At 63.0% G+C, this 22,976-nt stretch carries 21 protein-coding genes; 14 read left to right on the forward strand and 7 right to left on the reverse strand.

What is annotated here, in order from left to right; translation table 11 throughout:
• Positions 1-16 precede the first annotated feature (16 nt).
• A complete protein-coding gene (locus AC07VU_RS05880; protein ID WP_007928261.1) occupies positions 17-331 on the reverse strand; it encodes a DUF2388 domain-containing protein in 315 nt (104 codons plus the stop codon).
• Positions 332-518: 187 nt separating this feature from the next.
• Here AC07VU_RS05880 and AC07VU_RS05885 point away from each other — a divergent pair, with 187 nt between their 5' ends.
• The gene (locus AC07VU_RS05885; RefSeq protein ID WP_277589809.1) at positions 519-1,499 is read left to right on the forward strand and encodes a hypothetical protein; all 981 of its coding nucleotides are present in this window, start codon (positions 519-521) and stop codon (positions 1,497-1,499) included.
• Between the two features lie 56 nt (positions 1,500-1,555).
• Here AC07VU_RS05885 and AC07VU_RS05890 read toward each other — a convergent pair whose 3' ends face one another.
• From AC07VU_RS05890 to AC07VU_RS05900, 3 genes are all read right to left on the reverse strand, one after another.
• The gene (locus AC07VU_RS05890) at positions 1,556-3,163 is read right to left on the reverse strand and encodes a methyl-accepting chemotaxis protein (RefSeq protein WP_495029607.1); all 1,608 of its coding nucleotides are present in this window, start codon (positions 3,161-3,163) and stop codon (positions 1,556-1,558) included.
• A gap of 72 nt (positions 3,164-3,235) precedes the next feature.
• A complete protein-coding gene (tfpB, locus tag AC07VU_RS05895) occupies positions 3,236-5,014 on the reverse strand; it encodes a type IV pilus assembly ATPase TfpB (RefSeq protein ID WP_495029608.1) in 1,779 nt (592 codons plus the stop codon).
• A 126-nt stretch (positions 5,015-5,140) separates the two neighbouring features.
• Positions 5,141-5,461, reverse strand: coding sequence for an ACT-like domain-containing protein (locus AC07VU_RS05900; RefSeq protein WP_009046101.1), 321 nt, complete (start codon positions 5,459-5,461; stop codon positions 5,141-5,143).
• A gap of 124 nt (positions 5,462-5,585) precedes the next feature.
• Between AC07VU_RS05900 and AC07VU_RS05905 the strand changes: the two genes are divergently transcribed.
• Positions 5,586-6,056, forward strand: coding sequence for an Lrp/AsnC family transcriptional regulator (locus AC07VU_RS05905; RefSeq protein ID WP_007928270.1), 471 nt, complete (start codon positions 5,586-5,588; stop codon positions 6,054-6,056).
• A gap of 85 nt (positions 6,057-6,141) precedes the next feature.
• Here the strand turns inward: AC07VU_RS05905 and AC07VU_RS05910 are convergent, their stop codons facing one another.
• On the reverse strand, positions 6,142-7,509 hold the full coding sequence (locus AC07VU_RS05910; protein ID WP_053263042.1) for a CYTH domain-containing protein: 1,368 nt from the start codon (positions 7,507-7,509) through the stop codon (positions 6,142-6,144).
• Between the two features lie 159 nt (positions 7,510-7,668).
• Between AC07VU_RS05910 and argE the strand changes: the two genes are divergently transcribed.
• The 10 genes from argE (at position 7,669) to AC07VU_RS05960 (ending at position 18,046) form a co-directional block, all read left to right on the forward strand.
• A complete protein-coding gene (argE, locus tag AC07VU_RS05915) occupies positions 7,669-8,817 on the forward strand; it encodes an acetylornithine deacetylase (protein WP_037035237.1) in 1,149 nt (382 codons plus the stop codon).
• 145 nt (positions 8,818-8,962) lie between these two features.
• Positions 8,963-10,261, forward strand: a complete 1,299-nt coding sequence (gene argA, locus AC07VU_RS05920; protein WP_007928273.1) for an amino-acid N-acetyltransferase — start codon at positions 8,963-8,965, stop codon at positions 10,259-10,261.
• A 508-nt stretch (positions 10,262-10,769) separates the two neighbouring features.
• A complete protein-coding gene (locus tag AC07VU_RS05925) occupies positions 10,770-12,143 on the forward strand; it encodes an OprD family porin (protein ID WP_007928274.1) in 1,374 nt (457 codons plus the stop codon).
• 272 nt (positions 12,144-12,415) lie between these two features.
• Complete coding sequence (locus AC07VU_RS05930) at positions 12,416-13,054, forward strand: peroxiredoxin (RefSeq protein ID WP_009051386.1); 639 nt, start codon at positions 12,416-12,418, stop codon at positions 13,052-13,054.
• Positions 13,055-13,366: 312 nt separating this feature from the next.
• On the forward strand, positions 13,367-13,960 hold the full coding sequence (gene ssuE / locus AC07VU_RS05935) for an NADPH-dependent FMN reductase (protein ID WP_007928287.1): 594 nt from the start codon (positions 13,367-13,369) through the stop codon (positions 13,958-13,960).
• A gap of 89 nt (positions 13,961-14,049) precedes the next feature.
• Positions 14,050-15,018 (forward strand): sulfonate ABC transporter substrate-binding protein, encoded by a 969-nt coding sequence (locus AC07VU_RS05940; protein ID WP_009046094.1) that lies wholly within the window; start codon positions 14,050-14,052, stop codon positions 15,016-15,018.
• A 25-nt stretch (positions 15,019-15,043) separates the two neighbouring features.
• The gene (ssuD, locus tag AC07VU_RS05945) at positions 15,044-16,192 is read left to right on the forward strand and encodes an FMNH2-dependent alkanesulfonate monooxygenase (protein ID WP_087092492.1); all 1,149 of its coding nucleotides are present in this window, start codon (positions 15,044-15,046) and stop codon (positions 16,190-16,192) included.
• A 9-nt stretch (positions 16,193-16,201) separates the two neighbouring features.
• On the forward strand, positions 16,202-16,990 hold the full coding sequence (ssuC, locus tag AC07VU_RS05950) for an aliphatic sulfonate ABC transporter permease SsuC (RefSeq protein ID WP_053263039.1): 789 nt from the start codon (positions 16,202-16,204) through the stop codon (positions 16,988-16,990).
• Positions 16,987-17,793 carry an aliphatic sulfonates ABC transporter ATP-binding protein gene (ssuB, locus tag AC07VU_RS05955; protein ID WP_495029609.1) on the forward strand — a complete coding sequence of 269 codons (807 nt, stop codon included), beginning with the start codon at positions 16,987-16,989 and terminating at the stop codon, positions 17,791-17,793. The genes ssuC and ssuB overlap by 4 nt, the downstream gene beginning before the upstream one ends.
• Before the next feature lie 37 nt (positions 17,794-17,830).
• Positions 17,831-18,046, forward strand: a complete 216-nt coding sequence (locus tag AC07VU_RS05960; protein WP_007928303.1) for a TOBE domain-containing protein — start codon at positions 17,831-17,833, stop codon at positions 18,044-18,046.
• A 223-nt stretch (positions 18,047-18,269) separates the two neighbouring features.
• On the opposite strand, the gene AC07VU_RS05965 is transcribed toward AC07VU_RS05960, so the two are convergent.
• Both AC07VU_RS05965 and AC07VU_RS05970 read right to left on the reverse strand, forming a co-directional pair.
• Complete coding sequence (locus AC07VU_RS05965) at positions 18,270-18,905, reverse strand: TetR/AcrR family transcriptional regulator (RefSeq protein WP_053263037.1); 636 nt, start codon at positions 18,903-18,905, stop codon at positions 18,270-18,272.
• Positions 18,906-19,132: 227 nt separating this feature from the next.
• On the reverse strand, positions 19,133-20,509 hold the full coding sequence (locus AC07VU_RS05970; protein ID WP_007928314.1) for a glutamine synthetase family protein: 1,377 nt from the start codon (positions 20,507-20,509) through the stop codon (positions 19,133-19,135).
• Positions 20,510-20,777: 268 nt separating this feature from the next.
• Between AC07VU_RS05970 and AC07VU_RS05975 the strand changes: the two genes are divergently transcribed.
• Together AC07VU_RS05975 and AC07VU_RS05980 are read left to right on the forward strand one after the other, a co-directional pair.
• Positions 20,778-21,575, forward strand: coding sequence for a gamma-glutamyl-gamma-aminobutyrate hydrolase family protein (locus tag AC07VU_RS05975; protein WP_053263036.1), 798 nt, complete (start codon positions 20,778-20,780; stop codon positions 21,573-21,575).
• A gap of 30 nt (positions 21,576-21,605) precedes the next feature.
• On the forward strand, positions 21,606-22,964 hold the full coding sequence (locus AC07VU_RS05980; RefSeq protein WP_007928318.1) for a glutamine synthetase family protein: 1,359 nt from the start codon (positions 21,606-21,608) through the stop codon (positions 22,962-22,964).
• Positions 22,965-22,976 lie beyond the last annotated feature (12 nt).

The following is a 22,976-nucleotide window of genomic DNA, read 5'->3' on the forward strand; positions in this document are numbered from 1 at the left end:
GGCTACAGGCTGGCGGTCACTGGGCGACGGCGTTTTTCGCCAGGATCGCGTTGGCCAACTCCATGTCGGTGGCCTGCAGGCCCGGGTTGTCGGCACGGACTTTCTGCATCGCGGCTTCCAGGTACGGACCGCGGATGTTGCCTTCGCTGGCGACGAAGCTGCTGGCGTCGTCCTGGGCGGCGCCGATCAGCTTGTGATCCTTGGAAGTCAGGTAGGTGGACGCGGTGGTGGCGCCGGTGGAAAGGATGTTACGCCAGAAGCTGTCGGCCATTGCCGAACCTACAGGCAGGGAAAGCAGGGCCAGGGTGGCGACAGCTGTTTTGAGACGCATGGTGGGTGACTCCAACTAGGGGGGAAAACTGAGCCCTTTGATAGGCGTTGGCCCGATTGAGTTCCCTGCTGCTCCAACAAGCTTTCGCCTGTGTGGACAGGGGCTGAGCGGTACTTCGGCGTTGAGTCGGCGCACTGGAACGCAGCAGTCGCATTTGTCACCATGGGCGACTTTCTCGACTGCACGGATGCTTGCCTTGATTTTTGGCGCGATGATGTATGGAACCCTGCTGAACCTGGTGTTGCTGTCCTTTATCGGACTTCCCTTACTGTTGATTGCCTTGCTCATTCCGGCCTGCCGACACCGGATGCGTCGGCAGCCCCTGCACTTCGGTGTACTTGCAGGGGTATGCGTAATCATCGTGGTTTGCGTACTGTGGAAAATCCACCGGGACAATCAACTGAATGAGGCGCACCACCCGCAACTTGAGCAGGACGTACAGCTTGATGGCTTGCAATTGCCCGCAGGTGCCAAGCTGAATCTGGGAACGCTTGAACCTCTGGATGCGCAAGGCCGGCCGCAACCCTATGGTCTTCGCAGCCTTGTTTACGCCGAGTTCGCTGCACCACACAGGATCAACGGCGTAGAGGTTACAGAGTTGCAGATGTACGGCAGCGGCCCTCTCTCAAAGATGCTGCTGAGCCGTGACCAGGTCGTTGCGGGCTGGCCCTGCGCCGGCGGCACCTGGGTAACGCTGGACATTGCCGACGCGGACCGCTTGCAGCCCAGTCGCTGGCGCTTCTCTGCCTGCACCCTGGTGACCGGAGCCGATGTGGCAGGAGTGAAGTGGCCGGACTCCAGCGAGGTCAGGCGGTACGACGGCAGGTTCAGCATCGACACCATTGGTCTGGCTTCACCGGCGGTGGTTATCCAGGGGATAGCGCTGTCGGACCTGAGCCTGGACCTCGACGAGCAGCGGCAACCCGGACGTTGGCGTGGGCAACTGGCGCAAGACCTGACCCTGGGCGATTGGCACTACCCCCGCGGCATGAGGGTTCGCCAGGACACGCCGGGGACCCTGATGTTCAGCCCGAGCAAGTCGGACTGCGCGCAGAACCTGCGTACGGGGGAAGCGCTCGACGCCGGGCGCTCGATACAGCAACGCCGTGATAACGGAGCGGTGCTGTGGATCAAGCCCAATGCCGGATTGGGTGTCGCCGACTGGTAGCGGGCCGCTGCGGGCTGTCGTCGGCGGTATCTTTTCACGGGTGGCCCGGGCCCTTCTTACAACTGAAAACGCGTCACCGAGGTCTGCAGGGTGGCGACGGAGCGCTCCATGTGTTCGACCGTCGTCGCCAGTTCATGCATGGCCTGGCTGTTGCGTTGCGCAACCTGATTGATCATCTCCACCTGTTGCGCCACTTCGCTGCTGGCCTTGGACTGCTCGCCGATGGTGTGGGAAATCTCCTCGACCATCAGCGCCGAGCGTTGCGCGCCTTCGCGGATTTCGTTGATCGAGGTGCCGGCCTGCTGGGCCATGCTCACCCCGTCGTTCACCCGGCTGACCCCGGTTTGCATGCTGCGCACCGCCTGGCTGGTGGTTTCGCGGATGCGCTCGATCATGCCGGTGATTTCCCGGGTCGATTGCGCCGTGCGCCCGGCCAGGCTGCGCACTTCGTCGGCGACCACGGCGAACCCGCGCCCGGCCTCGCCGGCGCGGGCTGCCTCGATCGCGGCGTTCAGGGCCAGCAGGTTGGTCTGCTCGGCGATGCTGTTGATCACCTGGATGATCGAGTGGATTTCCTCCGAGGATTGGCCAAGGGCGGTGATGCTTTGCGACGACTGATTGACCGCCTCGGCAATGTGGGCCATGCCATCGACCACCCCAAGGATGACCTGGCCGCCGCTGCCGGCGAGGGATTGCGACTGTGCCGAGATGTCCTGAGCGTTACGCGCATGCTCGGCCACCTGGGCGATATTGCTGATCATCTGCTCCATGGCCGCGGCCATGCTGTTCGCGCCCTGGGCCTGCTCGCTGGCCCCGCTGGCAATGCCCTGGGAGGTCTGGCTCAGGGTGTGGGAGGTGCCTTGCAGGCCTTCGCTTTCGCGGCGAATGGTGGTGATCATGTCCCGCAGGTTGCTCTGCATCTCGCCCAGGGCTTTTTGCAACTGCCCGGCCTCGTCGTCGCTGTCGACGCTGATCGGCAGGCTGAGGTTGCCCTGGGCGATGGCCCGGGCCGTGGCAACCGATTTTTCCAGGGGACGCAGTACCGAGTGTAATAACCGGCGAGTCAGCAGGCAGAGCGCCAATACGGCCAGCAGGCTGCCGCCAACCAGCCACCAGCCGGCCTGGTGCACGGCTTTTTCGCTGGCTTCGCGAGCCTGTGCGGTACTGGTTTCGATCTTGCTGCTCAGGGCCTCGTTGCGGCTTTCCACCTCGCTGAAGCTCTTGGCGAACGCCGGCATTGCCGCGCGGGCGGCGACAGGGTCGCGCAGCGCCTGTTCGGCAATCTGTTGCGCGGCGCCAATGTAGTTTTCCAGCACCGGCTGCAGCTCGCCGATGGCCTGGCGAATGTCCGGCGCCAGGGGCAGCCCGGCATTTTCCGCGAGGGCCTTGCGGAACCACTCGCCATGTTCGCGCAGGTCGCTTCTGATCTGCTCGCCCTCGCTGGTAGCTCCGGACTGGCTGGCGAAGGCAGCCAGCACATCGGCCCGCAGCGCGTCGTGCATCATGTCGGCTTCCAGGTGATTGCGCAGCGCGCTGGCATTGAGCTGGCTGTCCGCCAGCGCTTGCGCCAGTCGCACCTGGCCCCACCAGCCGATGCTGGAGACGAGTGCGATGGCCAGCACACTGACCGCTCCGGAGACGATCATTTTCTGACGGATGTTCATGCCCGTTCCCTGCTTGCTTGGACGTGTGGCTAAGCGTAGTCCAGAGGCACGGGAAGCCACTGGCGAGGGGCCTTATCGCTGCTCGCTTTGTGGCGTGACCCGCAATATTTCCTCGAGGGTGGTCAGCCCGGCCGCGACTTTCTGCGCCCCGGACAGGCGCAGGCTGCGCATGCCTTCCAAGAAGGCCTGGCGGCGTATGGCGAGCAGGTCGGCGTCGGCGCTGATCAGGGCTTTGAGGCTGTCGCTCAACTGCATGATTTCATATACCCCGGCGCGGCCCCGGTAGCCGGTATCGCGGCATTCCAGGCAGCCGGTGGCGCCGTGGGCATGGCTGGGCAGCGGTGCCTGCCAGGGCCGGGTCAGGCTTTGCCAGTCGCCTTCGTCCAGGGTCAGCGGGGTCTTGCAGTGCGGGCACAGGGTGCGCACCAGGCGCTGGGCCATGACTCCCAGCAGCGTGGCCTTGATCAGGTAAGGCGCGACGCCCAGTTCCAGCAGGCGGCTGATGGCGCCGGGCGCGTCGTTGGTGTGCAGGGTCGACAGCACCAGGTGGCCGGTGAGCGCGGCCTGGATCGCCATCTCCGCGGTTTCCAGGTCACGGATCTCGCCGATCATGATGATGTCCGGGTCCTGGCGCATCAGCGCGCGCACGCCGCTGGCGAAGGTCAGCTCGATGTTGTGCTGGACCTGCATCTGGTTGAACGCCGGCTCGACCATCTCGATCGGGTCCTCGATGGTGCAGAGGTTGACCTCCGGCGTCGCCAGTTTCTTCAGGGTGGTGTACAGGGTGGTGGTCTTGCCCGAACCGGTGGGGCCGGTGACCAGGATGATGCCGTTGGGCTGGCGGGTCATTTCCTGCCAGCGCCACAGGTCGTCGCTGGAGAACCCCAACTGGTCGAAGTCCTTGAGCAGCACCTCGGGGTCGAAGATGCGCATGACCATCTTTTCGCCGAAGGCGGTGGGCAGGGTCGACAGGCGCAATTCCACTTCGCCGCCTTCCGGGGTCTTGGTCTTGACCCGGCCGTCCTGGGGTTTGCGTTTTTCCGCGACGTTCATCCGGCCCAGGCTTTTCAGGCGGCTGACTACGGCCATGGTGACCTGGGGCGGGAACTGATAGACGTTGTGCAGCACCCCGTCGATGCGAAAGCGCACGGTGCCTTGTTCGCGGCGCGGCTCGATGTGGATATCGCTGGCCCGTTGCTGGAACGCGTACTGGAACAGCCAGTCGACGATGTTGACGATGTGCGCGTCGTTGGCGTCGGGCTCCTGATCGCTGGCGCCGAGGTTGAGCAGTTGTTCGAAGTTGCCCGGGGCGTGGCTTTTCTGGTCGGCGCTGGCGCCGGTGACCGACTTGGCCAGGCGAAAGAACTCCACGGTCAGGCGCTGGATTTCCACCGGGTTGGCCACCACCCGCTTGATCGGCAGTTTCAACACGTGGGTCAGGTCGGCTTCCCAGGCACTGACATAAGGCTGGGCGCTGGCCACCGTGATCGCCTCGGCGTCGATCGACACCGCGAGGATCTTGTGGCGCTGGGCGAAGGCGTAGGACATCAGCGGCGTCACGGCGGCGACGTCGATTTTCAGCGGGTCGATGCGCAGGTACGGCTGGCCGGCCTGTTGCGCCAGCCACAGGGTCAGGCTTTCCAGATCCAGGCGCCTGCCGGGCCGGCTGAGGTCGTCCAGGTGCTGGCTGGCGAGAAACTCCAGCGGATGCAGCTGGCTGTTGGCGGCATTACGACGGGTGGTCAGGGCGTGTTCGGCCGAGTCCTGGCTGATGAATCCCTGGGCGACCAGGTCGCGCAGCAGGTCGTTGAGATCCAGCCAGTGGTCCTGGGTAACGAGAGGAACGGACATGCGGGCTCCTTGTGAACAATCCGGCAGCAGGCGGGTTAGATGCGCCTCTGACCACGCAATGCCAAGAATAGTCCCGGGATGGCGACCGCCAGTCGCCCAAGCGTTGCAGGGTTTTGCCTGGCGCCCTCAGCCGGCGGCCTGCAACGGCTCGCGCTCGGCCAGTTGCAGCTGTACCGAACACACGCTGATCAGGTTGCGCAGTTTTTCCGCGATGACCTGCGCGCGGTGCCAGCTCAGGCCGTCGAGCAGCACTTCCATCAGCAGCGAGCCGTCCTGCTGTTGCACCTGGACCTGCTGCGGCAGCAGGGACTGCAGGGCGAAATGATTGAGCACCCGGCACAGCACATCGGCTTCGGCGTCGGTGACCAGTTGGTAATGCACCCGGCAATGGGTGTTGGCGACATTCCACACATCGGCGCGGGAACTGACGGCTTCGAGAGAGGGCATGGGGTTCTCCAGATCAATGGAGAAATTTTTACATTCGGTTGTGGGTATTTCTTATCTAAGATGAACGTATTTTCCGGATTATCGAATTGGATAATTCGTCCTTAAAGATTATTGAGGGTTTTCTATGCATAGCGAGCTGGACGCTTACGACCGCCGCATCCTGGCGCTGCTGCAAGAGGACGCTTCGCTGTCCAGCGCGCAGATCGCCGAGCAGGTGGGGCTGTCGCAGTCACCGTGCTGGCGGCGGATCCAGCGGCTCAAGGAGGAGGGGGTGATCCGTGGCCAGGTGACCTTGCTCGACCGCAAGAAGATCGGCCTCAACACGCAGATCTTCGCCGAGGTCAAACTCAACGCCCACGGCCGTTCCAACTTCACCGAATTCACCGAGGCGATCCGCGGTTTTCCGGAGGTGCTGGAATGTTATGTGCTGATGGGGGCGGTGGATTTCCTGTTGCGCATCGTCACGGCGGACATCGAGGCGTATGAGCGTTTCTTCTTCGAGAAACTGTCGATGGTGCCGGGGATCCAGGAAGTGAATTCGATCGTGGCGCTGTCGGAGATCAAGTCCACGACCAGCCTGCCCGTCCTGCGTTGATGCAGTTGGCGCTATCGCGAGCAAGCTCGCTCCTACAAGGGGTTACCGCCAACCTGTAGGAGCGAGCTTGCTCGCGATCAGGACGTTACATACGCAGCAAGGTCTTCCATGCGCGGTTCTGGAACACCGTGATCGCCTGTTGCTTGCGGGCATCCAGGGTTTCGTCGGTGATCGGCTCGTTGGCCAGTTGCGCCAGCTTGTTCAACTCGCCGTACAGGCGATCCAGCTCCGGGATCTCCAGCACGTTGCGTGCGTGATGCAGCCAGGACTGGATGCGTTCGATGCGCGGCAGTTGCTCGGCCAGGTCTTCCGGTTGCTGCTGGTAGCGTGGCAGTTGCAGGGCGCTGGCTTCGTCGGCCAGCAGGCGCGGCAACCAACTGCCCAGTTGCGCCGCACCCTGACGGTTGCCACGGGTATTGCGCTCGGCGGTCCAGCTGCGGGCCAGCAACCAGCGTGAGGTGTTCAGTGAGAACAGGCCCCAGCGCACGTCCTGCAGCTCTTCGATGAACTGCTCGGGCGCGGCCTTGCGCACGTCTTCGTCGTCCAGGCCGGCTTGTACCAGCGGACGCCAGTCTTCCAGCAGGCCGTCCAGCGACGCGCGCAACTCGGCGGTCGCCTGGCGCGGCGCGGCCTGGCCCAGGCTGCTGACCAGAGCGCGCAGTTCCGCCAGGTTCTCGACCCAGTCCTGCAGCAGACGCCAGTGACCGTTGAAGCGATATTGCTCGGCCAGGCGCTGGCTGCTGCCCAGCAGGTGCCAGGTCAGCGCGGCGAAGGCGTCGTCCAGCGGCGTTTGCGCACTCAGCTCCGGAGCGGGCAGGCTCAGGGAGTAGCTGTTGGCGTCGAACAGGCGGTAGCCGCGCTCGGCCTTGCTGATGTCGCAGGGCATCAGCGGCAGGGTGGCGGCCAGCTCGGCGGCCAGCTCCAGCAGGGCGGCCGGTTCGCCTTCGCGCAGTTCCAGTTCCAGCTCGCAGATCTCTTCCTTCTGCTTGCCGGCGATCACATGGCCCAGGTCCAGGGCGGCTTCGATCACCACCTTGGCCTTGCCGCGGCCCCAGGCGATTTCCGCGCGTTCGCGGACGAAATCGGTGGTGAAGATCGGCTTGAGGGTTTTCTTGTCCAGCTCGGCCAGTTGCTCGGGCCAGCACTCGCCGTCGAGTTTCTTCAGGTCGAGCTTGGCTTTGGCCAGGTGCCAGTCGTACTCGTTGCGTTCCGACAGGCCGGCGACGCTCTGGCCGCGGGTCTTGAGGGTCTGGATCACTTCTTCGCCGTCGCGGCGCAGGCGCAGGGCGACCTTGGCGTGGGCCAGGTCGCGCTCGGGCGTGTCGAAGTACTGGTTCATCAGTTCGCGGTGTTCCCAGCCACTTTTGTTGCGTTTTTTCAGGAGCGGGTGCTCACGCAGGGCGGCGAGGGTTTCGCGGCTGACGCGGAGTTTGATTTCGGTTTCTTTCTGCATGGCCGGAAAATCCAGGATCGGGAGCGCAGCCGGGGGAAATGTGTGGCTGCCAAGGCCGTGCAGTGTACAGGACTCGCCGCGTCGAGGTGCCGTGGCGGTTTATTCCTGTCGCAGGATGGCTCTATGATGGACTTCATCTTGGAACCCGGGAGCCAGCGCATGCCATTGCCGTCCATGAAAGAGCAGTTCGCTGCGCTGATTGCCACACCTTCGGTCAGCTGTACCCAGCCGGCGCTGGATCAGTCCAATCGTGCGGTCATAGACCTGTTGGCGAGCTGGCTCGGCGACCTGGGTTTTGCCTGCGACATCCAGCAGGTCAGCCCCGGCAAGTTCAATCTGCTCGCCAGCTTCGGCAGCGGCCCCGGTGGCCTGGTGCTGGCCGGACACAGCGACACCGTGCCCTACGACGGCGCGTTGTGGCAGACCGACCCGCTGAAGCTCACCGAGGTCGACGGACGCTGGGTCGGCCTGGGCAGCTGCGACATGAAAGGCTTTTTCGCCCTGGTCATCGAGGCGGTCCGGCCGCTGCTGGACCAGCCTTTCAAGCAGCCATTGCTGATCCTCGCCACCTGTGACGAGGAAAGCTCCATGGCCGGCGCCCGGGCCCTGGCCGAAGCCGGCCGGCCACTGGGGCGCGCCGCGGTGATCGGCGAGCCGACCGGGCTGCGGCCGATCCGCATGCACAAAGGCGTGATGATGGAGCGCATCGATATTCTCGGGCGCAGCGGCCATTCCTCCGACCCGAGCCTGGGCCATAGCGCCCTGGAAGCCATGCACGATGCCATCGGCGAACTGCGCGGCCTGCGCCTGGCGTGGCAGCGCGAATTCCGCAATCCGCAGTTCAGCGTGCCGCAGCCGACCCTGAACCTTGGGTGTATCCACGGTGGCGACAACCCGAACCGGATCTGCGGTCAGTGCTCGCTGGAGTTCGACCTGCGGCCGTTGCCGGGCATGGACCCGCAGGCGCTGCGCGCGGCCATCCGACAGAAGCTGGTGCCCGTGGCCGAGCGGCATCAGGTGAAGATCGACTATGCGCCGTTGTTCCCCGAAGCGCCGGCCTTCGAGCAGGCCGAAGACTGCGAACTGGTGCGGGTGGCCGAACGCCTGACCGGCCATCGCGCCGAAGCAGTGGCGTTCGGCACCGAAGCGCCTTATCTTCAGCGCCTTGGCTGCGAGACAGTGGTGCTGGGCCCGGGCGACATCGCCTGTGCTCACCAGCCGGGGGAATACCTCGAAATGTCACGCTTGCAGCCTACCGTGCATCTACTACGTGAACTGATTAACCATTACTGCCTGACGCCGGCCTGATTTCTACTAAATCACCGACAGCCAAGCCCGTACCTCAAGGAGAGCGAGCGTGTCGCCAAGCCTGTTCCGACGATAACCACCAGCCCGCTGTGCGTTTTCCCGTTTCGTCCTTTTATAGGCTGCTTCTTATTTACAGGCTCAGGTTATGCCCGATTACGTCAATTGGCTTCGTCACGCTTCTCCTTATATCAATGCCCACCGTGACTGCACCTTCGTGGTCATGCTGCCCGGCGACGGCGTAGAACATCCGAACTTCGGCAATATCGTCCATGACCTGGTGCTGCTGCACAGCATGGGCGTGCGCCTGGTGCTGGTGCACGGCTCGCGTCCACAGATCGAAACCCGCCTGGCCGCGCGCGGCCTGACCCCGCATTACCACCACGGCATGCGCATCACCGATGCGGCGACCCTGGAGTGCGTGATCGACGCCGTCGGCCAGTTGCGCATCGCCATCGAAGCGCGGCTGTCCATGGACATGGCGTCCTCGCCGATGCAGGGTTCGCGGCTGCGGGTCGCCAGCGGCAACCTGGTGACCGCCCGGCCGATCGGCGTGCTCGAAGGCGTCGACTATCACCACACCGGCGAAGTGCGCCGGGTCGATCGCAAGGGCATCAACCGCCTGCTGGACGAGCGCTCGATCGTACTGCTGTCGCCCTTGGGTTACTCGCCGACCGGGGAAATCTTCAACCTCGCCTGCGAAGACGTCGCCACCCGCGCGGCCATCGACCTGGCTGCCGACAAACTGCTGCTGTTCGGCGCCGAGCGTGGCCTGCTGGATGAAAGCGGCAACCTGGTGCGCGAACTGCGTCCGCAGCAGGTGCCGGCGCATTTGCAGCGTCTGGGCGGCAACTATCAGGCGGAACTGCTGGATGCCGCGGCCGAAGCCTGTCGGGGCGGAGTAGGGCGCAGCCATATCGTCAGCTACGCCGAAGACGGCGCGCTGCTGACCGAGCTGTTCACCCGTGACGGTGGCGGTACGCTGGTGGCCCAGGAGCAGTTTGAACTGGTCCGCGAGGCGGCCATCGAGGACGTCGGCGGTCTGCTGGATCTGATCAGCCCGCTGGAAGAGCAGGGGATTCTGGTGCGGCGTTCCCGCGAGGTGCTGGAGCGTGAGATCGAGCAGTTCAGCGTGGTCGAGCGCGAGGGGATGATCATCGCCTGTGCCGCGCTCTACCAGATCGCCGACTCCGACGCCGGGGAGCTGGCCTGCCTGGCGGTGAACCCGGAATACCGCCACGGCGGTCGCGGCGACGAACTGTTGGAAAGGATCGAAACCCGGGCCCGGGCCCAGGGCCTGAAAACCCTGTTTGTCCTCACCACCCGTACCGCCCACTGGTTCCGCGAACGCGGTTTCGCACCTAGCAGTGTCGAGCGCCTGCCTTCTGCGCGGGCCTCGCTGTACAACTACCAGCGCAACTCGAAGATCTTCGAAAAAGCCCTCTGAGCATCACTCCCTTCGGCAACCCGCTCTTGACAGGAGCGGGTTTTTGCTGAGCCCGCGCGCAAGCGATTTGTGTTTCAGAAAAATAAATTCGCGTGACACAAAAACTGTAACAAATTGACGCGACCATCGGCGCGAAGCCATTATTGCGTCGCCTTTTTGATACTGGTTGACGTATCTGGCTTATGTTTTAACTGATCGATCTAAAGATCAGCGGGGAAATACCATTCAGGAATCAGACGGTACGCCGATACCTTGTGCCACGGCTCGAGCAGGCATACCTGGCGATATTCCCGAACGGTATGAAAAAGAATGAAATAATTCTTTTTGGGATTATGAAAAACTCATTACCCTGCAAGGAGCAAATCATCGCGATTAGACCTTGGTCGTAGACACAGTTGGTTACGATTGACTTATGAGTCACGGTCTGGCGCTAATCGCCCACCGATGGACCCGGGGCATCAGACCCTGGGCCTGAGTACACAAGAATTAGAAACGAGAGGAGCGAAACATGAACAAGTCCACCTTGGCCCTGGCTGTGGCCGTTGGGGTTCTGGCGCAGCAGGCAGGCGCCGCCGGTTTCATCGAAGACAGCAAGGCCACTCTGGGTCTGCGTAACTTCTATATCAATACTGATAACCGTGATGCCGATACCAAGGCGTCCGGCGCACAGAACAAGCAGGAAGAGTGGGGCCAAGGCTTCCAGCTCAACTTCATTTCCGGTTACACCGAAGGCACCGTTGGTTTCGGTCTCGACGCCATCGGCCTGCTGGGTATCAAGCTGGACTCGGGCGGCGGCACCAACGGCGCCTCTGCTACTTCTTACGGCGGCACCGTCTTCCCGAGCGAGTCCAACGGCAAAGCAGTCGATAACTACTCCAGCCTGGGCCTGACTGCCAAAGCCAAGATTTCTCAGACTGAGCTGAAGCTCGGTACCCTGCAGCCAAAACTGCCAGTCATCGTGACCAACGATGGCCGTATGCTGCCGCAAACCTTCCAGGGCGGTCAGATCACCTCGAACGACATCAAGGACCTGACACTGGTTGGCGGTCAGATCGAGCATGCCAAGGGTCGTAACTCCAGCAACAACGAAGAACTGTCGATTGCCGGCGCCAACGCGCACACCGCTGCTGGTCGCGACAGCAACAAGTTCATCTACGGTGGTGGTGACTACAAGATCACTAAAGATCTGACCGCTCAGTACTACTACGGCAACCTGAAAGACTTCTACAAGCAGCACTTCGTTGGCCTGCTGCACAACTGGGCTATCGGCCCGGGTGTATTGAAGTCTGACCTGCGCTACTTCAACAGCCGCGACGACGGTGCCAACGGTCATGACTCGGCCTACTACACCACCGGTGACTACGGTACCGGCATCACCAAGGGCAAGGTTGATAACAACCTGATCAGCGGCCTGTTCCTGTACTCGGTTGCCGGTCATACCTTCGGTGGTGGCTACCAGGTCAGTAACGGTGACAGCGATTTCCCTTGGCTGAACCAGGGTGACGGTTCGTCGGCTTACCTGACTACCGACATGCAGATCGCCAAGTTCGCCCGTGCTGGCGAACGTACCTGGCAAGCTCGCTACTCCTACGATTTCGCCAAGGTAGGCGTGCCCGGCTTGACCGCTGGTGTGATCTATCTGCGTGGCGATAACATCGACACTTCCGGCAAAGAGGGTTCCGTTACCCCTCAGCGGACTGTTTCGGCGACCAACGCCAGCGAGTGGGAACGCGACCTGACCGTGGCCTACGTGATTCCGGAAGGTCCACTGAAAAACCTCGGCCTGACCTGGAAAAACGCCATGTGGCGTAACGACATTCCGGGCCAGCGCTCGCAGGACGAAAACCGCCTGATCGTCAGCTACTCGATCCCGCTGTTGTAATCCGACGTTAAAACCTCGCCCGGCGCAATGCCGGGCGAGGTGTTGTCATCCAGGTCGGACCCACCCCCGTAGGTCCTCCCCGAAACCCCTCTTTACAGCTACTCAAGGCCTTCTCGAACCTTGTCGAGGATGGTGTGCCCTGGGCGTGCGCGAATCCAGTGAAGAGATTTTTAATATTCCTTTACAGTCTAAATAAATCGATATTTATTCTTTTTAAATATTCCCAGGCGCAGGCACAGTAGGGCTCATAACGCACTCACAGGAGCAGCAACATGAGCCTCAGACTTGGCGACATCGCCCCCGACTTCGAACAGGATTCCAGTGCCGGCAAGATTCGCTTCCACGAGTGGCTCGGCGACAGTTGGGGCGTGCTGTTTTCCCACCCGGCGGACTTCACCCCGGTGTGCACCACTGAGCTGGGGTTTACCGCCAAGCTCAAGGATCAGTTCGCCGAGCGCGGCGTGAAAGCCATTGCCCTATCGGTGGATCCGGTGGACTCGCACCACAAGTGGATCGAGGACATCAACGAAACCCAGAACACCCTCGTCAACTTCCCGATCCTGGCCGACGCCGACCGCAAGGTCTCGGACCTGTACGACCTGATCCACCCGAATGCCAACGACACCCTGACCGTGCGTTCGCTGTTCGTCATCGACCCGAACAAGAAGGTGCGCCTGACCATCACTTATCCGGCCAGTACCGGGCGCAACTTCCACGAGATCCTGCGGGTGATCGACTCGCTGCAGCTCACCGACAACTACAAGGTGGCCACCCCGGCCAACTGGCAGGACGGTGATGAAGTGGTGATCGTGCCGTCGCTCAAGGACGAAGAGGAAATCAAGAAACGCTTCCCCAAAGGCTATCGCGCGGTCAAACCCTACCTGCGCCTGACTCCACAGCCGAATCGCTGACCCAAGACCGTAGGAGCGAGCGGGCGGCGATCCGGCTTGCCCGCGAAAAGCGCGATTCGGCGCGCTGGGTCAGGGATGACGCTATCGCGGGCAAGCCTCGCTCCTACGGGGCCGTATCCACAAAGCAGGGGTTTTAAGGCCGTTTCGACGGCCTATTTTTTTGCCTGGAAAATGGCTTTTCTTATATTCAATTAAAGAATAAATAAATGAAAAAATAAGATTTATGGATATATAAATAGACTGTTAAGGTCTGCTCAGCTCAGCGAGATCGCAAACCGCGAATCGCTCATTACCGCTAAAGGAAACCTCTGCATGCTGGTCGTCTCACTCGGTGGCAGTCCCAGCCAACGCTCCCGCTCCGGGGTGCTGCTGGAACACGCCAAACGCTGGTTGCAGCAACAAGGTGTGGAAGTGGTCGACTATCAGGTCCGGGATTTCCCGGCCGAGGACCTGCTCCATGCGCGCTTCGACAGCCCGATGGTGATCGACCTGTTGCAACAGATCGAACAGGCCGACGGCTTGCTGATCGCCACCCCGGTCTACAAGGCATCGTTTTCCGGCGCGCTGAAAACCGTGCTCGACCTGCTGCCGGAACGCGCCCTGAACCACAAGGTGGTGCTGCCGATGGCCACGGGCGGCAGCATCGCCCACATGCTGGCGGTGGACTACGCGCTCAAGCCGGTGCTGTCGGCCCTGAAGGCCCAGGAGATGCTCCAGGGCATCTTCGCCGAGGACAGCCAGATCGCCTACGGCGAAGGCAGCGCTCAGGCGCAGCTGGCGCCAGCGCTGGAGCAGCGTCTGCGCGAAGCCCTGGAACAGTTCCACAGCGCCATGGCGCGGCGTCCCAAGCCGCTGGACCCGAATCTGTTGAATGACCGTTTGTTGAGTGCTCGCTGGAGCATTTGAGTCCTACCCGAATCTGAAGTACTGGCCTTACTTAGCCGCCAACGGCCTAGCAGGTGCAGCCAAAACCCAACAGCAAAAAGGAGAGCGCCATGCGCCCTGTGATTTTGCGTCGTGGTCTGGTCGCTCTGTTTGCTGCGGCTGTGTCCTTCGGCGCCATCGTTCAAGCCCAAGCGGCCGAAACCCTGCGTATCGGCTATCAGAAATACGGCACCCTGGTGCTGCTCAAGGCCAAGGGCTCGCTGGAGAAGCGCCTGGCGGAGCAGGGCGTGCAGGTGCAATGGACTGAGTTCCCCGGTGGCCCGCAGCTGCTGGAAGGGCTGAACGTCGGCTCCATCGACTTCGGCGTCACCGGCGAGACCCCGCCCGTATTCGCCCAGGCCGCCGGTGCCGACCTGTTGTACGTGGCCTACGAGCCACCGGCGCCGACCAGCGAAGCGATCCTGGTCCCCAAGGATTCGCCGATCAAGTCGGTGGCGGAGCTCAAGGGCAAGAAGGTGGTCCTCAACAAGGGCTCCAACGTGCACTACCTGCTGGTCCGCGCCCTCGAAGACGCCGGCCTCAAGTACAGCGACATCCAGACCGTGTTCCTGCCGCCCGCCGATGCCCGCGCCGCCTTCGAGCGTGGCAGCGTCGATGCCTGGGTGATCTGGGACCCCTATCAGGCGGCGGCCGAGAAGCAGCTGCAAGCCCGCACCCTGCGTGATGGCAGCGGCATCGTCGACAACCACCAGTTCTACCTGGCGACCAAACCCTACGCGCAACAGCATCCCGAGGTGATCAAGACCCTGGTGGAAGAAGTGCGCGCGGTGGGCGAGTGGTCCAAGGCCAACCCGGACGAAGTGACCCAGCAGGTGGCGCCACTGCTCGGCCTGCCGGCGGACATCACCCTGACCTCGGTGAAGCGCCAGGGCTATGGCGCGCACTTCCTGACCCCGGACGTGGTGGCGGCCCAGCAGAAAATCGCCGACAGCTTCCACCAGCTCAAGCTGATTCCCAAACCCCTGAGTATCAAAGACGTGATCTGGACGCCTCCAGCCGCCGTTGCCAAAGCGCCGTAACTCGATCCCCTTAGGAGACAACTCCATGAGCCTCAATATTTTCTGGTTCCTGCCCACCCACGGCGACGGCCATTACCTTGGCACCGCCGAAGGCGCTCGCGCCGTCGACCACGGCTATCTGCAGCAGATCGCTCAGGCGGCCGACCGCCTCGGTTTCGGCGGCGTGCTGATCCCCACCGGACGCTCCTGCGAGGACTCCTGGCTGGTGGCGGCCTCGCTGATCCCGGTGACCCAGCGCCTGAAGTTCCTGGTCGCCCTGCGCCCCGGGATCATTTCTCCGACGGTGGCGGCGCGCCAGGCGGCGACCCTGGATCGCCTGTCCGGTGGCCGGGCGCTGTTCAATCTGGTGACCGGCGGCGATCCGGACGAACTGGCCGGCGACGGCCTGTTCCTCAGCCATGAAGAGCGCTACCAGGCTTCGGTGGAATTCACCCGCATCTGGCGCCGGGTGCTGGAAGGCGAAACCGTCGACTACGACGGCCAGCACATCAGCGTGAAGGGCGCCAAGCTGCTCTATCCGCCGATCCAGCAACCGCGTCCGCCGTTGTACTTCGGCGGCTCCTCGGAAGCCGCGCAGGACCTGGCCGCCGAGCAGGTGGACATGGTCCTGACCTGGGGCGAACCACCGGCCGCGGTGGCCGAGAAGATCGAGCAGGTCCGGGCCAAGGCCGCCAAGCAGGGGCGCAGCGTGCGCTTTGGCATTCGCCTGCATGTGATCGTGCGTGAAACCAACGCCGAGGCCTGGCAGGCGGCCGAGCGCCTGATCTCCCACCTGGACGACGACACCATCGCCCGCGCCCAGGCGTCCCTGGCGCGCTTCGATTCGGTCGGCCAGCAACGCATGGCGGCCCTGCACGGCGGGCGCCGCGACAAACTGGAAGTCAGCCCCAACCTGTGGGCCGGCGTCGGCCTGGTGCGGGGCGGCGCGGGCACCGCGCTGGTCGGCGATGGCCCTACCGTGGCGGCGCGGATGCAGGAATACGCGGACCTCGGTATCGACACCTTTATCTTCTCCGGTTACCCCCACCTGGAAGAGTCGTACCGGGTGGCCGAGCTGCTGTTCCCGCACCTGGATATTGAACGTCCCGAGCTGCCCAAGGGCGCCGGCTACGTCAGCCCGTTCGGCGAAATGGTCGCCAACGACATTATCCCCAAAGCTGCGTCCCAGAGCTGAGGCGTGGCCATGAACAGACAAACCTTGTTCCATCGCCTGGCGCCCTGGGCCCTGCCGCTGCTGTTACTGGCGGTGTGGCAGTTGTCGGTCTCGGCCGGCTGGCTGTCGACGCGAATCCTGCCGGCACCCAGCGCGGTGATCGAAGCCGGGGTCGGCCTGGTGCGCAGCGGCGAAATCTGGACCCACCTGGCTATCAGCGGCTGGCGCGCGGCGATCGGTTTCCTGATCGGCGGCGGCATCGGCCTGGCCCTGGGCTTTATCACCGGCCTGTCGAAGTGGGGCGAACGCCTGCTGGACAGCTCGGTGCAGATGATCCGCAACGTGCCGCACCTGGCGCTGATTCCCCTGGTGATCCTGTGGTTCGGCATCGATGAGTCGGCGAAGATTTTCCTGGTGGCCCTGGGCACTCTGTTCCCGATCTACCTGAACACTTATCACGGCATCCGCAACGTCGACCCGGCGCTGGTGGAAATGGCGCGCAGCTATGGCCTGTCCGGCTTCGCCCTGTTCCGCCAGGTGATCCTGCCGGGCGCCTTGCCTTCGATCCTGGTGGGCGTGCGTTTCGCCCTGGGCTTTATGTGGCTGACGCTGATCGTCGCGGAAACCATCTCCGCCAGCTCCGGCATCGGTTATCTGGCGATGAACGCCCGGGAGTTCCTGCAGACCGACGTGGTGGTGCTGGCCATCGTCCTGTATGCCGTGCTCGGCAAACTGGCGGACCTCGCCGCGCGCGGCCTGGAGCGTGCCTGGCTGCGTTGGCATCCGGCCTATCAAGTGGCCAAGGGAGGTGCGCAATGACGGCTCAACAACCTCCACGCCTGCTGCGTGGTATTCCGCTGGCGGTGCGCAAGCTGCAAAAGACCTTCGGTTCGCGCCAGGTGCTGCGCGAGATCGACCTGCATATTCCGGCCGGGCAATTCGTTGCGGTGGTCGGCCGTAGCGGCTGCGGCAAGAGCACCTTGCTGCGCTTGCTGGCCGGCCTCGACAAACCCACCGGCGGCGAATTGCTGGCCGGTGCCGCGCCGCTGAGCCAGGCCATCGAGGACACCCGCCTGATGTTCCAGGAGGCGCGCCTGCTGCCCTGGAAGAAGGTCATCGACAACGTCGGCCTGGGCCTCAAGGGCGATTGGCGCCCGCAGGCCCTGGAAGCCCTGGAGGCGGTGGGCCTGGCCGATCGCGCCAACGAGTGGCCGGCCGCCTTGTCCGGTGGCCAGAAGCAGCGGGTGGCCCTGGCCCGGGCGCTGATTCACCAGCCACGCCTGTTGCTGCTGGACGAGCCTCTGGGCGCGCTGGATGCCCTGACCCGGATCGAGATGCAGCAACTGATCGAGCGCCTGTGGCAGCAGCATGGCTTCACTGTCCTGCTGGTGACCCACGACGTCAGCGAAGCGGTGGCGGTGGCCGACCGGGTGATCCTGATCGAAGAAGGCGAGGTCGGTCTCGACCTGCTGGTGGAGCTGCCGCGCCCACGGGTGCGCGGCTCCCATCGATTGGCGGCGCTGGAAGCCGAAGTACTCAACCGCGTGTTGTCGCTGCCCGGGGCGCCGCCCGAGCCGGAACCCGTTTCACCCTTGCCCACGCAATTGCGCTGGGCTCAGTAATAACCTCACACCCTCTACCACGACAGGAATCAACATCATGACTATCAAGGCCATCAACGTTCGCAACCAGTTCAAAGGCACCATCAAGGAAATCGTCGAAGGCGACGTGCTCTCGGAAATCGACGTGCAGACCGCCTCTGGCATCGTCACGTCGGTGATTACCACCCGTTCGGTGCGGGAGCTGGAGCTGGCGATCGGCAGCGAAGTGATCGCGTTCGTGAAATCCACCGAGGTATCGATCGCCAAGTTGTGACCGGTGCGCGACAACCGGCCCCGGATGGCGTGAGCCCTTCGGGGCTTTTTTGTGGGCGCTGACGGCTGTAGCCGCTGCCGAGCCCTGCGAGGCTGCGATCGAGGTGGGCGGCATTCCGACGCAGCCTTTGCAAGCTTGGTATCGGTGGTTTATCCGAGGGCATGCATGGCCTGGTTTTGCGGCCGCGTTGCGGCCGGACGCAGCCTCGCGAGCTCGGCAGCGGCTACAGGGGCGTGCGCTTTGGCAGGTAAGGCGGCAGGTACAGCCCCAGGTAGGCATCGAACACCCGCATGCCTTCCTCGGCCATGCGCTCAGTGATTTGCCCATGCTGCTGGACCGAGCGCGCGTAGACGCGGTCGCCCAGTTCCATGGCCAGGGCGAACACATCGACGTCCGCGGGCAGCGCTGGCAGCTGGAAGTGCTGGTCGAACAGCTTGTGCATCAGGTCGCCCAGTTCGATGTCGTGCTGGCGGTCGGCCTGGGTGACCTCGGTGAGGCCATGCTGGGCCAGGATCAACTGGCGGGCCGCGGCGTCGGCGCTGTAGATGGCGAGCATGCGCTGTTCGACCAGGCGCGACAGGTCGTGCCAGTTGCCCAGGGCTGCGTGGTCGATGGGTTCTTGCAGGCAGGCGCGGAACGCGGCGTGGACGTCGGCGGTCAGGGCTTCGAGCAGGGCGGGAACGCTGGCGAAGAAGTGGTAGACCGAGGAGGGCGGAATCTCCGCGCGCTCGGCCACGCTGTAGATCGACAGGCTGGCCACGCCCTCGGCGGCAAGCAGGGTGCGGGCGGCATCGAGTATCGAGTCGATCCGGGCCTGGCTGCGTGCGCGGGGTTTGCGGGGGGTGGCTACGCGTGTCATGGGAGTCTCCTGCGGGGCAGCGGGCATTGTACGCGAGGTCATGAGGCATGGTCAGGCGCGATCGTTGTAGCCGCTGCCGCAGGCTGCGACAAGGCCCGAAGGGCCTTCCGAGGCCCTCAAGAGCGCGTCTCCTGCGGAGCCGGTCGCAGCCTGCGGCAGCGGCTACAGCGGCCATAAAAAAACGCCACGGGCCTTTGCGGCCGGTGGCGTTTTTTTGCTGTAGCCGCTTACACGGTGTGCAGGTACCAGTTGTACTCGAGGTCGGAGATCGAGTGCTCGAACTCCTCCAGCTCGCTTTCTTTACAGGCCACGAAGATATCGATGTATTTCGGATCGATGTACTTGGCCATGACTTCGCTGTCGTCCAGCTCGCGCAATGCATCGCGCAGGTTGTTCGGCAGGCTCTGCTCGTTCTGCTCGTAGGAGTTGCCTTCGGTTGGCGCGCCCGGTTCCACCTTGTTGACCAGACCGTGGTGCACGCCCGCCAGCACCGAAGCCATCAGCAGGTATGGGTTGGCATCGGCACCGGCGACACGGTGTTCGATGCGCACGGCATCGGAAGAACCGGTCGGTACGCGGATGGCCACGGTACGGTTGTCCAGGCCCCAGCTCGGCGAGTTCGGCACATAGAATTGCGCGCCGAAACGGCGGTAGGAGTTGACGTTCGGGCAGAGGAAAGCCATCTGCGCCGGTAGGGTCTCGAGCACACCGCCGATCGCGTGACGCAGTGCGGCGTTCTGCTCGGGATCCTCGCTGGCAAAAATATTCTTGCCGTCCTTGTCCAGGACCGAAATGTGGACGTGCAGACCATTACCCGCCTGGCCTGGGTAAGGCTTGGCCATGAAGGTGGTGTCCATCTCATGGTCGTAGGCGATGTTCTTGATCAGACGCTTGAGCAGTACCGCATAGTCGCAAGCCTTGATCGGGTCAGCGACGTGGTGCAGGTTCACTTCGAACTGCGCCGGAGCACTTTCCTTGACGATGGCGTCGGCCGGGATGCCTTGTTCTTTCGCGCCTTCGAGAATGTCCTGCAGGCAGTCGACGTACTCGTCGAGGTCGTCGATCAGGTAGACCTGGGTCGAATGCGGGCGCTTGCCGGAGATTGGCGAGCGGGGCGGCTGTGGCCGGCCATTCACGTTCTCCTGGTCGATCAGGTAGAACTCCAGCTCGAAAGCCGCGCAGATGGTCAGGCCCAGCTCGTCGAACTTGGCAACGACTTGACGCAGCACTTCGCGCGGGTCGGCGAAGAAAGGGTCGCCTTCGAGTTCGTGCATGGTCATCAGCAGTTGCGCGGTGGGGCGCTTCTGCCAGGGTTCATTGCACAGGGTATCGGGGATTGGATAGCAGATTCGATCGGCGTCGCCGATGTCCAGGCCCAGGCCGGTGCTTTCCACCGTCGAGCCATTGATATCCAGAGCAAATAAAGAGGCCGGCAGGTTGATGCCTTTCTCGTAAACCTTGTGGAGGCTGGTGCGTTCGATGCGCTTGCCGCGCACCACACCATTCATATCCGCAATCAGAAGGTCAACGTACAGAACCTCAGGATGTTCCTTAAGGAACGCGTTCGCTTCGTTAAGCTGAACGGCACGCGGGGGTACCGACATGATGCAACACCTTTGTTGTTAAAAATATCAATCATTGATCTTTTCAGGTTTCAGTCAACCCGAACGGCATGCCGAAGTCAAGCGAGGCCTTTTTTGCCCTAAAAAAGCGCCTGTGGGGCATTTTTGGGGCGCTTTTCTGGCTTCGGAGGGCTTGGCCGCCGCAGCCTTGAGCGGGCCGTGTTGTATTTTTTACGGGGGTGTTGTGTAAAAAAATGAACAAGGCTAAGCTCGATTTAAACCCATAACAGCAATAATACCGGGGTGTTTCATGTCTCGCCTGCCGTTAATCGGCGTCACCGCCTGCTCCAGGCAGATCGGTCTGCATGCTTATCACATCAGTGGCGACAAGTACGTCCGCGCAGTGGCAGTAGCCGCCAAGGGCGTGCCCATGATCCTCCCGTCCCTGGCCGATATTCTGAGCCCGTCCGATATTCTGGACGGTCTGGATGGCATCCTCTTTACCGGTTCACCCTCCAATATCGAACCTTTTCACTATAGCGGTCCCGCCAGCGCGCCGGGAACCGCGCACGACCCTGCCCGTGATGCCAGCACCCTGCCGCTGATCCGCGCCGCGGTGGCGGCCGGGGTTCCGGTACTGGGGATCTGCCGCGGTTTTCAGGAAATGAACGTGGCCTTCGGCGGCAGCCTGCATCAGCGGGTCCACGAAGCCGGTCCGTTCATGGACCACCGTGAGGACGATAGCCAGCCGGTGGAAGTGCAATACGCTCCGGCCCATGCGCTGCATGTGCAGCCGGGCGGGGTGCTGGCCGGCCTCGGCCTGCCGGCGCAGATTGAAGTCAATTCGATTCATGGCCAAGGCGTTGAACGTCTGGCGCCGGGCCTGAAGATAGAGGCCCTGGCACCCGATGGGTTGATCGAAGCCTTCTCCGTCGAGGGGGCGCCGATCGAGGGAGGCAAGGCTTTTGCTTTGGGGGTGCAATGGCACCCCGAATGGCAGGTAAGCTCTAACCCGCACTACCTCGCCATCTTCCAGGCATTTGGCGATGCCTGTCGCAAGCGGGTCATTCAACGCGACGCCAATGCGTCACAAAAACCTGGCTTATAAGAGCCAGGAAACTCACGCCTAGAGGCATTTATGAGTAACAACCTCGACCAGCTCACCGATTGGTTGAAAGACCACAAGATCACAGAAGTCGAATGCATGATTGGCGACCTGACCGGGATTACCCGGGGCAAGATCTCGCCGACCAACAAGTTCATCGCCGAAAAAGGCATGCGCCTGCCCGAGAGCGTGCTGTTGCAGACGGTGACCGGCGACTATGTCGAAGACGACATCTATTACGAACTGCTGGACCCGGCCGACATCGACATGGTCTGCCGCCCGGACCAGAACGCGGTATTCCTCGTGCCCTGGGCCATCGAGCCGACCGCCCAGGTGATCCACGACACCTACGACAAGCAGGGCAACCCGATCGAGCTGTCGCCGCGCAACGTACTCAAGAAGGTCCTGAAGCTCTACGCCGACCACGGCTGGCAGCCGATCGTGGCGCCGGAGATGGAGTTCTACCTGACCAAGCGCAGCGACGACCCGGACTACCCGTTGCAGCCACCGGTCGGTCGCTCCGGGCGCCCGGAAACCGGTCGCCAGTCGTTCTCCATTGAAGCGGCCAACGAATTCGACCCGCTGTTCGAGGACGTCTACGACTGGTGCGAACTGCAGGAGCTGGACCTCGACACGCTGATCCACGAAGACGGCACGGCGCAGATGGAGATCAACTTCCGTCACGGCGACGCCCTGTCCCTGGCCGACCAGATCCTGGTGTTCAAGCGCACCATGCGCGAAGCCGCGCTCAAGCACGAGGTGGCCGCCACCTTCATGGCCAAGCCGATGACCGGCGAGCCGGGCAGCGCCATGCACCTGCACCAGAGCATCATCGACATCGAGACCGGCAAGAACGTCTTCTCCAATGAAGACGGGACCATGAGCCAGCTGTTCCTCAACCACATCGGCGGCCTGCAGAAGTTCATCCCCGAGCTGCTGCCGCTGTTCGCGCCCAACGTCAACTCGTTCCGCCGCTTCCTGCCGGACACCTCGGCACCGGTGAACGTGGAGTGGGGCGAAGAGAACCGCACCGTGGGCCTGCGTGTGCCGGATGCCGGGCCGCAGAACCGTCGGGTGGAAAACCGCCTGCCGGGCGCCGACGCCAACCCTTACCTGGCCATCGCCGCCAGCCTGCTGTGCGGGTTCATCGGCATGGTCGAAGGCCACAACCCGAGCGCGCCGGTGGTCGGCCGCGGTTACGAGCGCCGCAACCTGCGCCTGCCGTTGACCATCGAGGACGCCCTGGAGCGCATGGAAAACAGCAAGACCATCGAGAAGTACCTGGGCAAGAAATTCATCACTGGCTACGTCGCGGTCAAGCGGGCCGAGCATGAAAACTTCAAGCGCGTCATCAGTTCGTGGGAGCGGGAATTCCTGCTCTTCGCCGTCTGATGCGCGGGGCGC

The organism is Pseudomonas sp. GW821-FHT02B10, from assembly GCF_059421865.1.

What these genes read in the sequence shown, in the direction of transcription:
- AC07VU_RS05880 (WP_007928261.1), bottom strand. Translation starts at nt 331, where the DNA reads ATGCGTCTCAAAACAGCTGTCGCCACCCTGGCCCTGCTTTCCCTGCCT.
- AC07VU_RS05885 (WP_277589809.1), top strand. Translation starts at nt 519, where the DNA reads ATGCTTGCCTTGATTTTTGGCGCGATGATGTATGGAACCCTGCTGAAC.
- AC07VU_RS05890 (WP_495029607.1), bottom strand. Translation starts at nt 3,163, where the DNA reads ATGAACATCCGTCAGAAAATGATCGTCTCCGGAGCGGTCAGTGTGCTG.
- tfpB (WP_495029608.1), bottom strand. Translation starts at nt 5,014, where the DNA reads ATGTCCGTTCCTCTCGTTACCCAGGACCACTGGCTGGATCTCAACGAC.
- AC07VU_RS05900 (WP_009046101.1), bottom strand. Translation starts at nt 5,461, where the DNA reads ATGCCCTCTCTCGAAGCCGTCAGTTCCCGCGCCGATGTGTGGAATGTC.
- AC07VU_RS05905 (WP_007928270.1), top strand. Translation starts at nt 5,586, where the DNA reads ATGCATAGCGAGCTGGACGCTTACGACCGCCGCATCCTGGCGCTGCTG.
- AC07VU_RS05910 (WP_053263042.1), bottom strand. Translation starts at nt 7,509, where the DNA reads ATGCAGAAAGAAACCGAAATCAAACTCCGCGTCAGCCGCGAAACCCTC.
- argE (WP_037035237.1), top strand. Translation starts at nt 7,669, where the DNA reads ATGCCATTGCCGTCCATGAAAGAGCAGTTCGCTGCGCTGATTGCCACA.
- argA (WP_007928273.1), top strand. Translation starts at nt 8,963, where the DNA reads ATGCCCGATTACGTCAATTGGCTTCGTCACGCTTCTCCTTATATCAAT.
- AC07VU_RS05925 (WP_007928274.1), top strand. Translation starts at nt 10,770, where the DNA reads ATGAACAAGTCCACCTTGGCCCTGGCTGTGGCCGTTGGGGTTCTGGCG.
- AC07VU_RS05930 (WP_009051386.1), top strand. Translation starts at nt 12,416, where the DNA reads ATGAGCCTCAGACTTGGCGACATCGCCCCCGACTTCGAACAGGATTCC.
- ssuE (WP_007928287.1), top strand. Translation starts at nt 13,367, where the DNA reads ATGCTGGTCGTCTCACTCGGTGGCAGTCCCAGCCAACGCTCCCGCTCC.
- AC07VU_RS05940 (WP_009046094.1), top strand. Translation starts at nt 14,050, where the DNA reads ATGCGCCCTGTGATTTTGCGTCGTGGTCTGGTCGCTCTGTTTGCTGCG.
- ssuD (WP_087092492.1), top strand. Translation starts at nt 15,044, where the DNA reads ATGAGCCTCAATATTTTCTGGTTCCTGCCCACCCACGGCGACGGCCAT.
- ssuC (WP_053263039.1), top strand. Translation starts at nt 16,202, where the DNA reads ATGAACAGACAAACCTTGTTCCATCGCCTGGCGCCCTGGGCCCTGCCG.
- ssuB (WP_495029609.1), top strand. Translation starts at nt 16,987, where the DNA reads ATGACGGCTCAACAACCTCCACGCCTGCTGCGTGGTATTCCGCTGGCG.
- AC07VU_RS05960 (WP_007928303.1), top strand. Translation starts at nt 17,831, where the DNA reads ATGACTATCAAGGCCATCAACGTTCGCAACCAGTTCAAAGGCACCATC.
- AC07VU_RS05965 (WP_053263037.1), bottom strand. Translation starts at nt 18,905, where the DNA reads ATGACACGCGTAGCCACCCCCCGCAAACCCCGCGCACGCAGCCAGGCC.
- AC07VU_RS05970 (WP_007928314.1), bottom strand. Translation starts at nt 20,509, where the DNA reads ATGTCGGTACCCCCGCGTGCCGTTCAGCTTAACGAAGCGAACGCGTTC.
- AC07VU_RS05975 (WP_053263036.1), top strand. Translation starts at nt 20,778, where the DNA reads ATGTCTCGCCTGCCGTTAATCGGCGTCACCGCCTGCTCCAGGCAGATC.
- AC07VU_RS05980 (WP_007928318.1), top strand. Translation starts at nt 21,606, where the DNA reads ATGAGTAACAACCTCGACCAGCTCACCGATTGGTTGAAAGACCACAAG.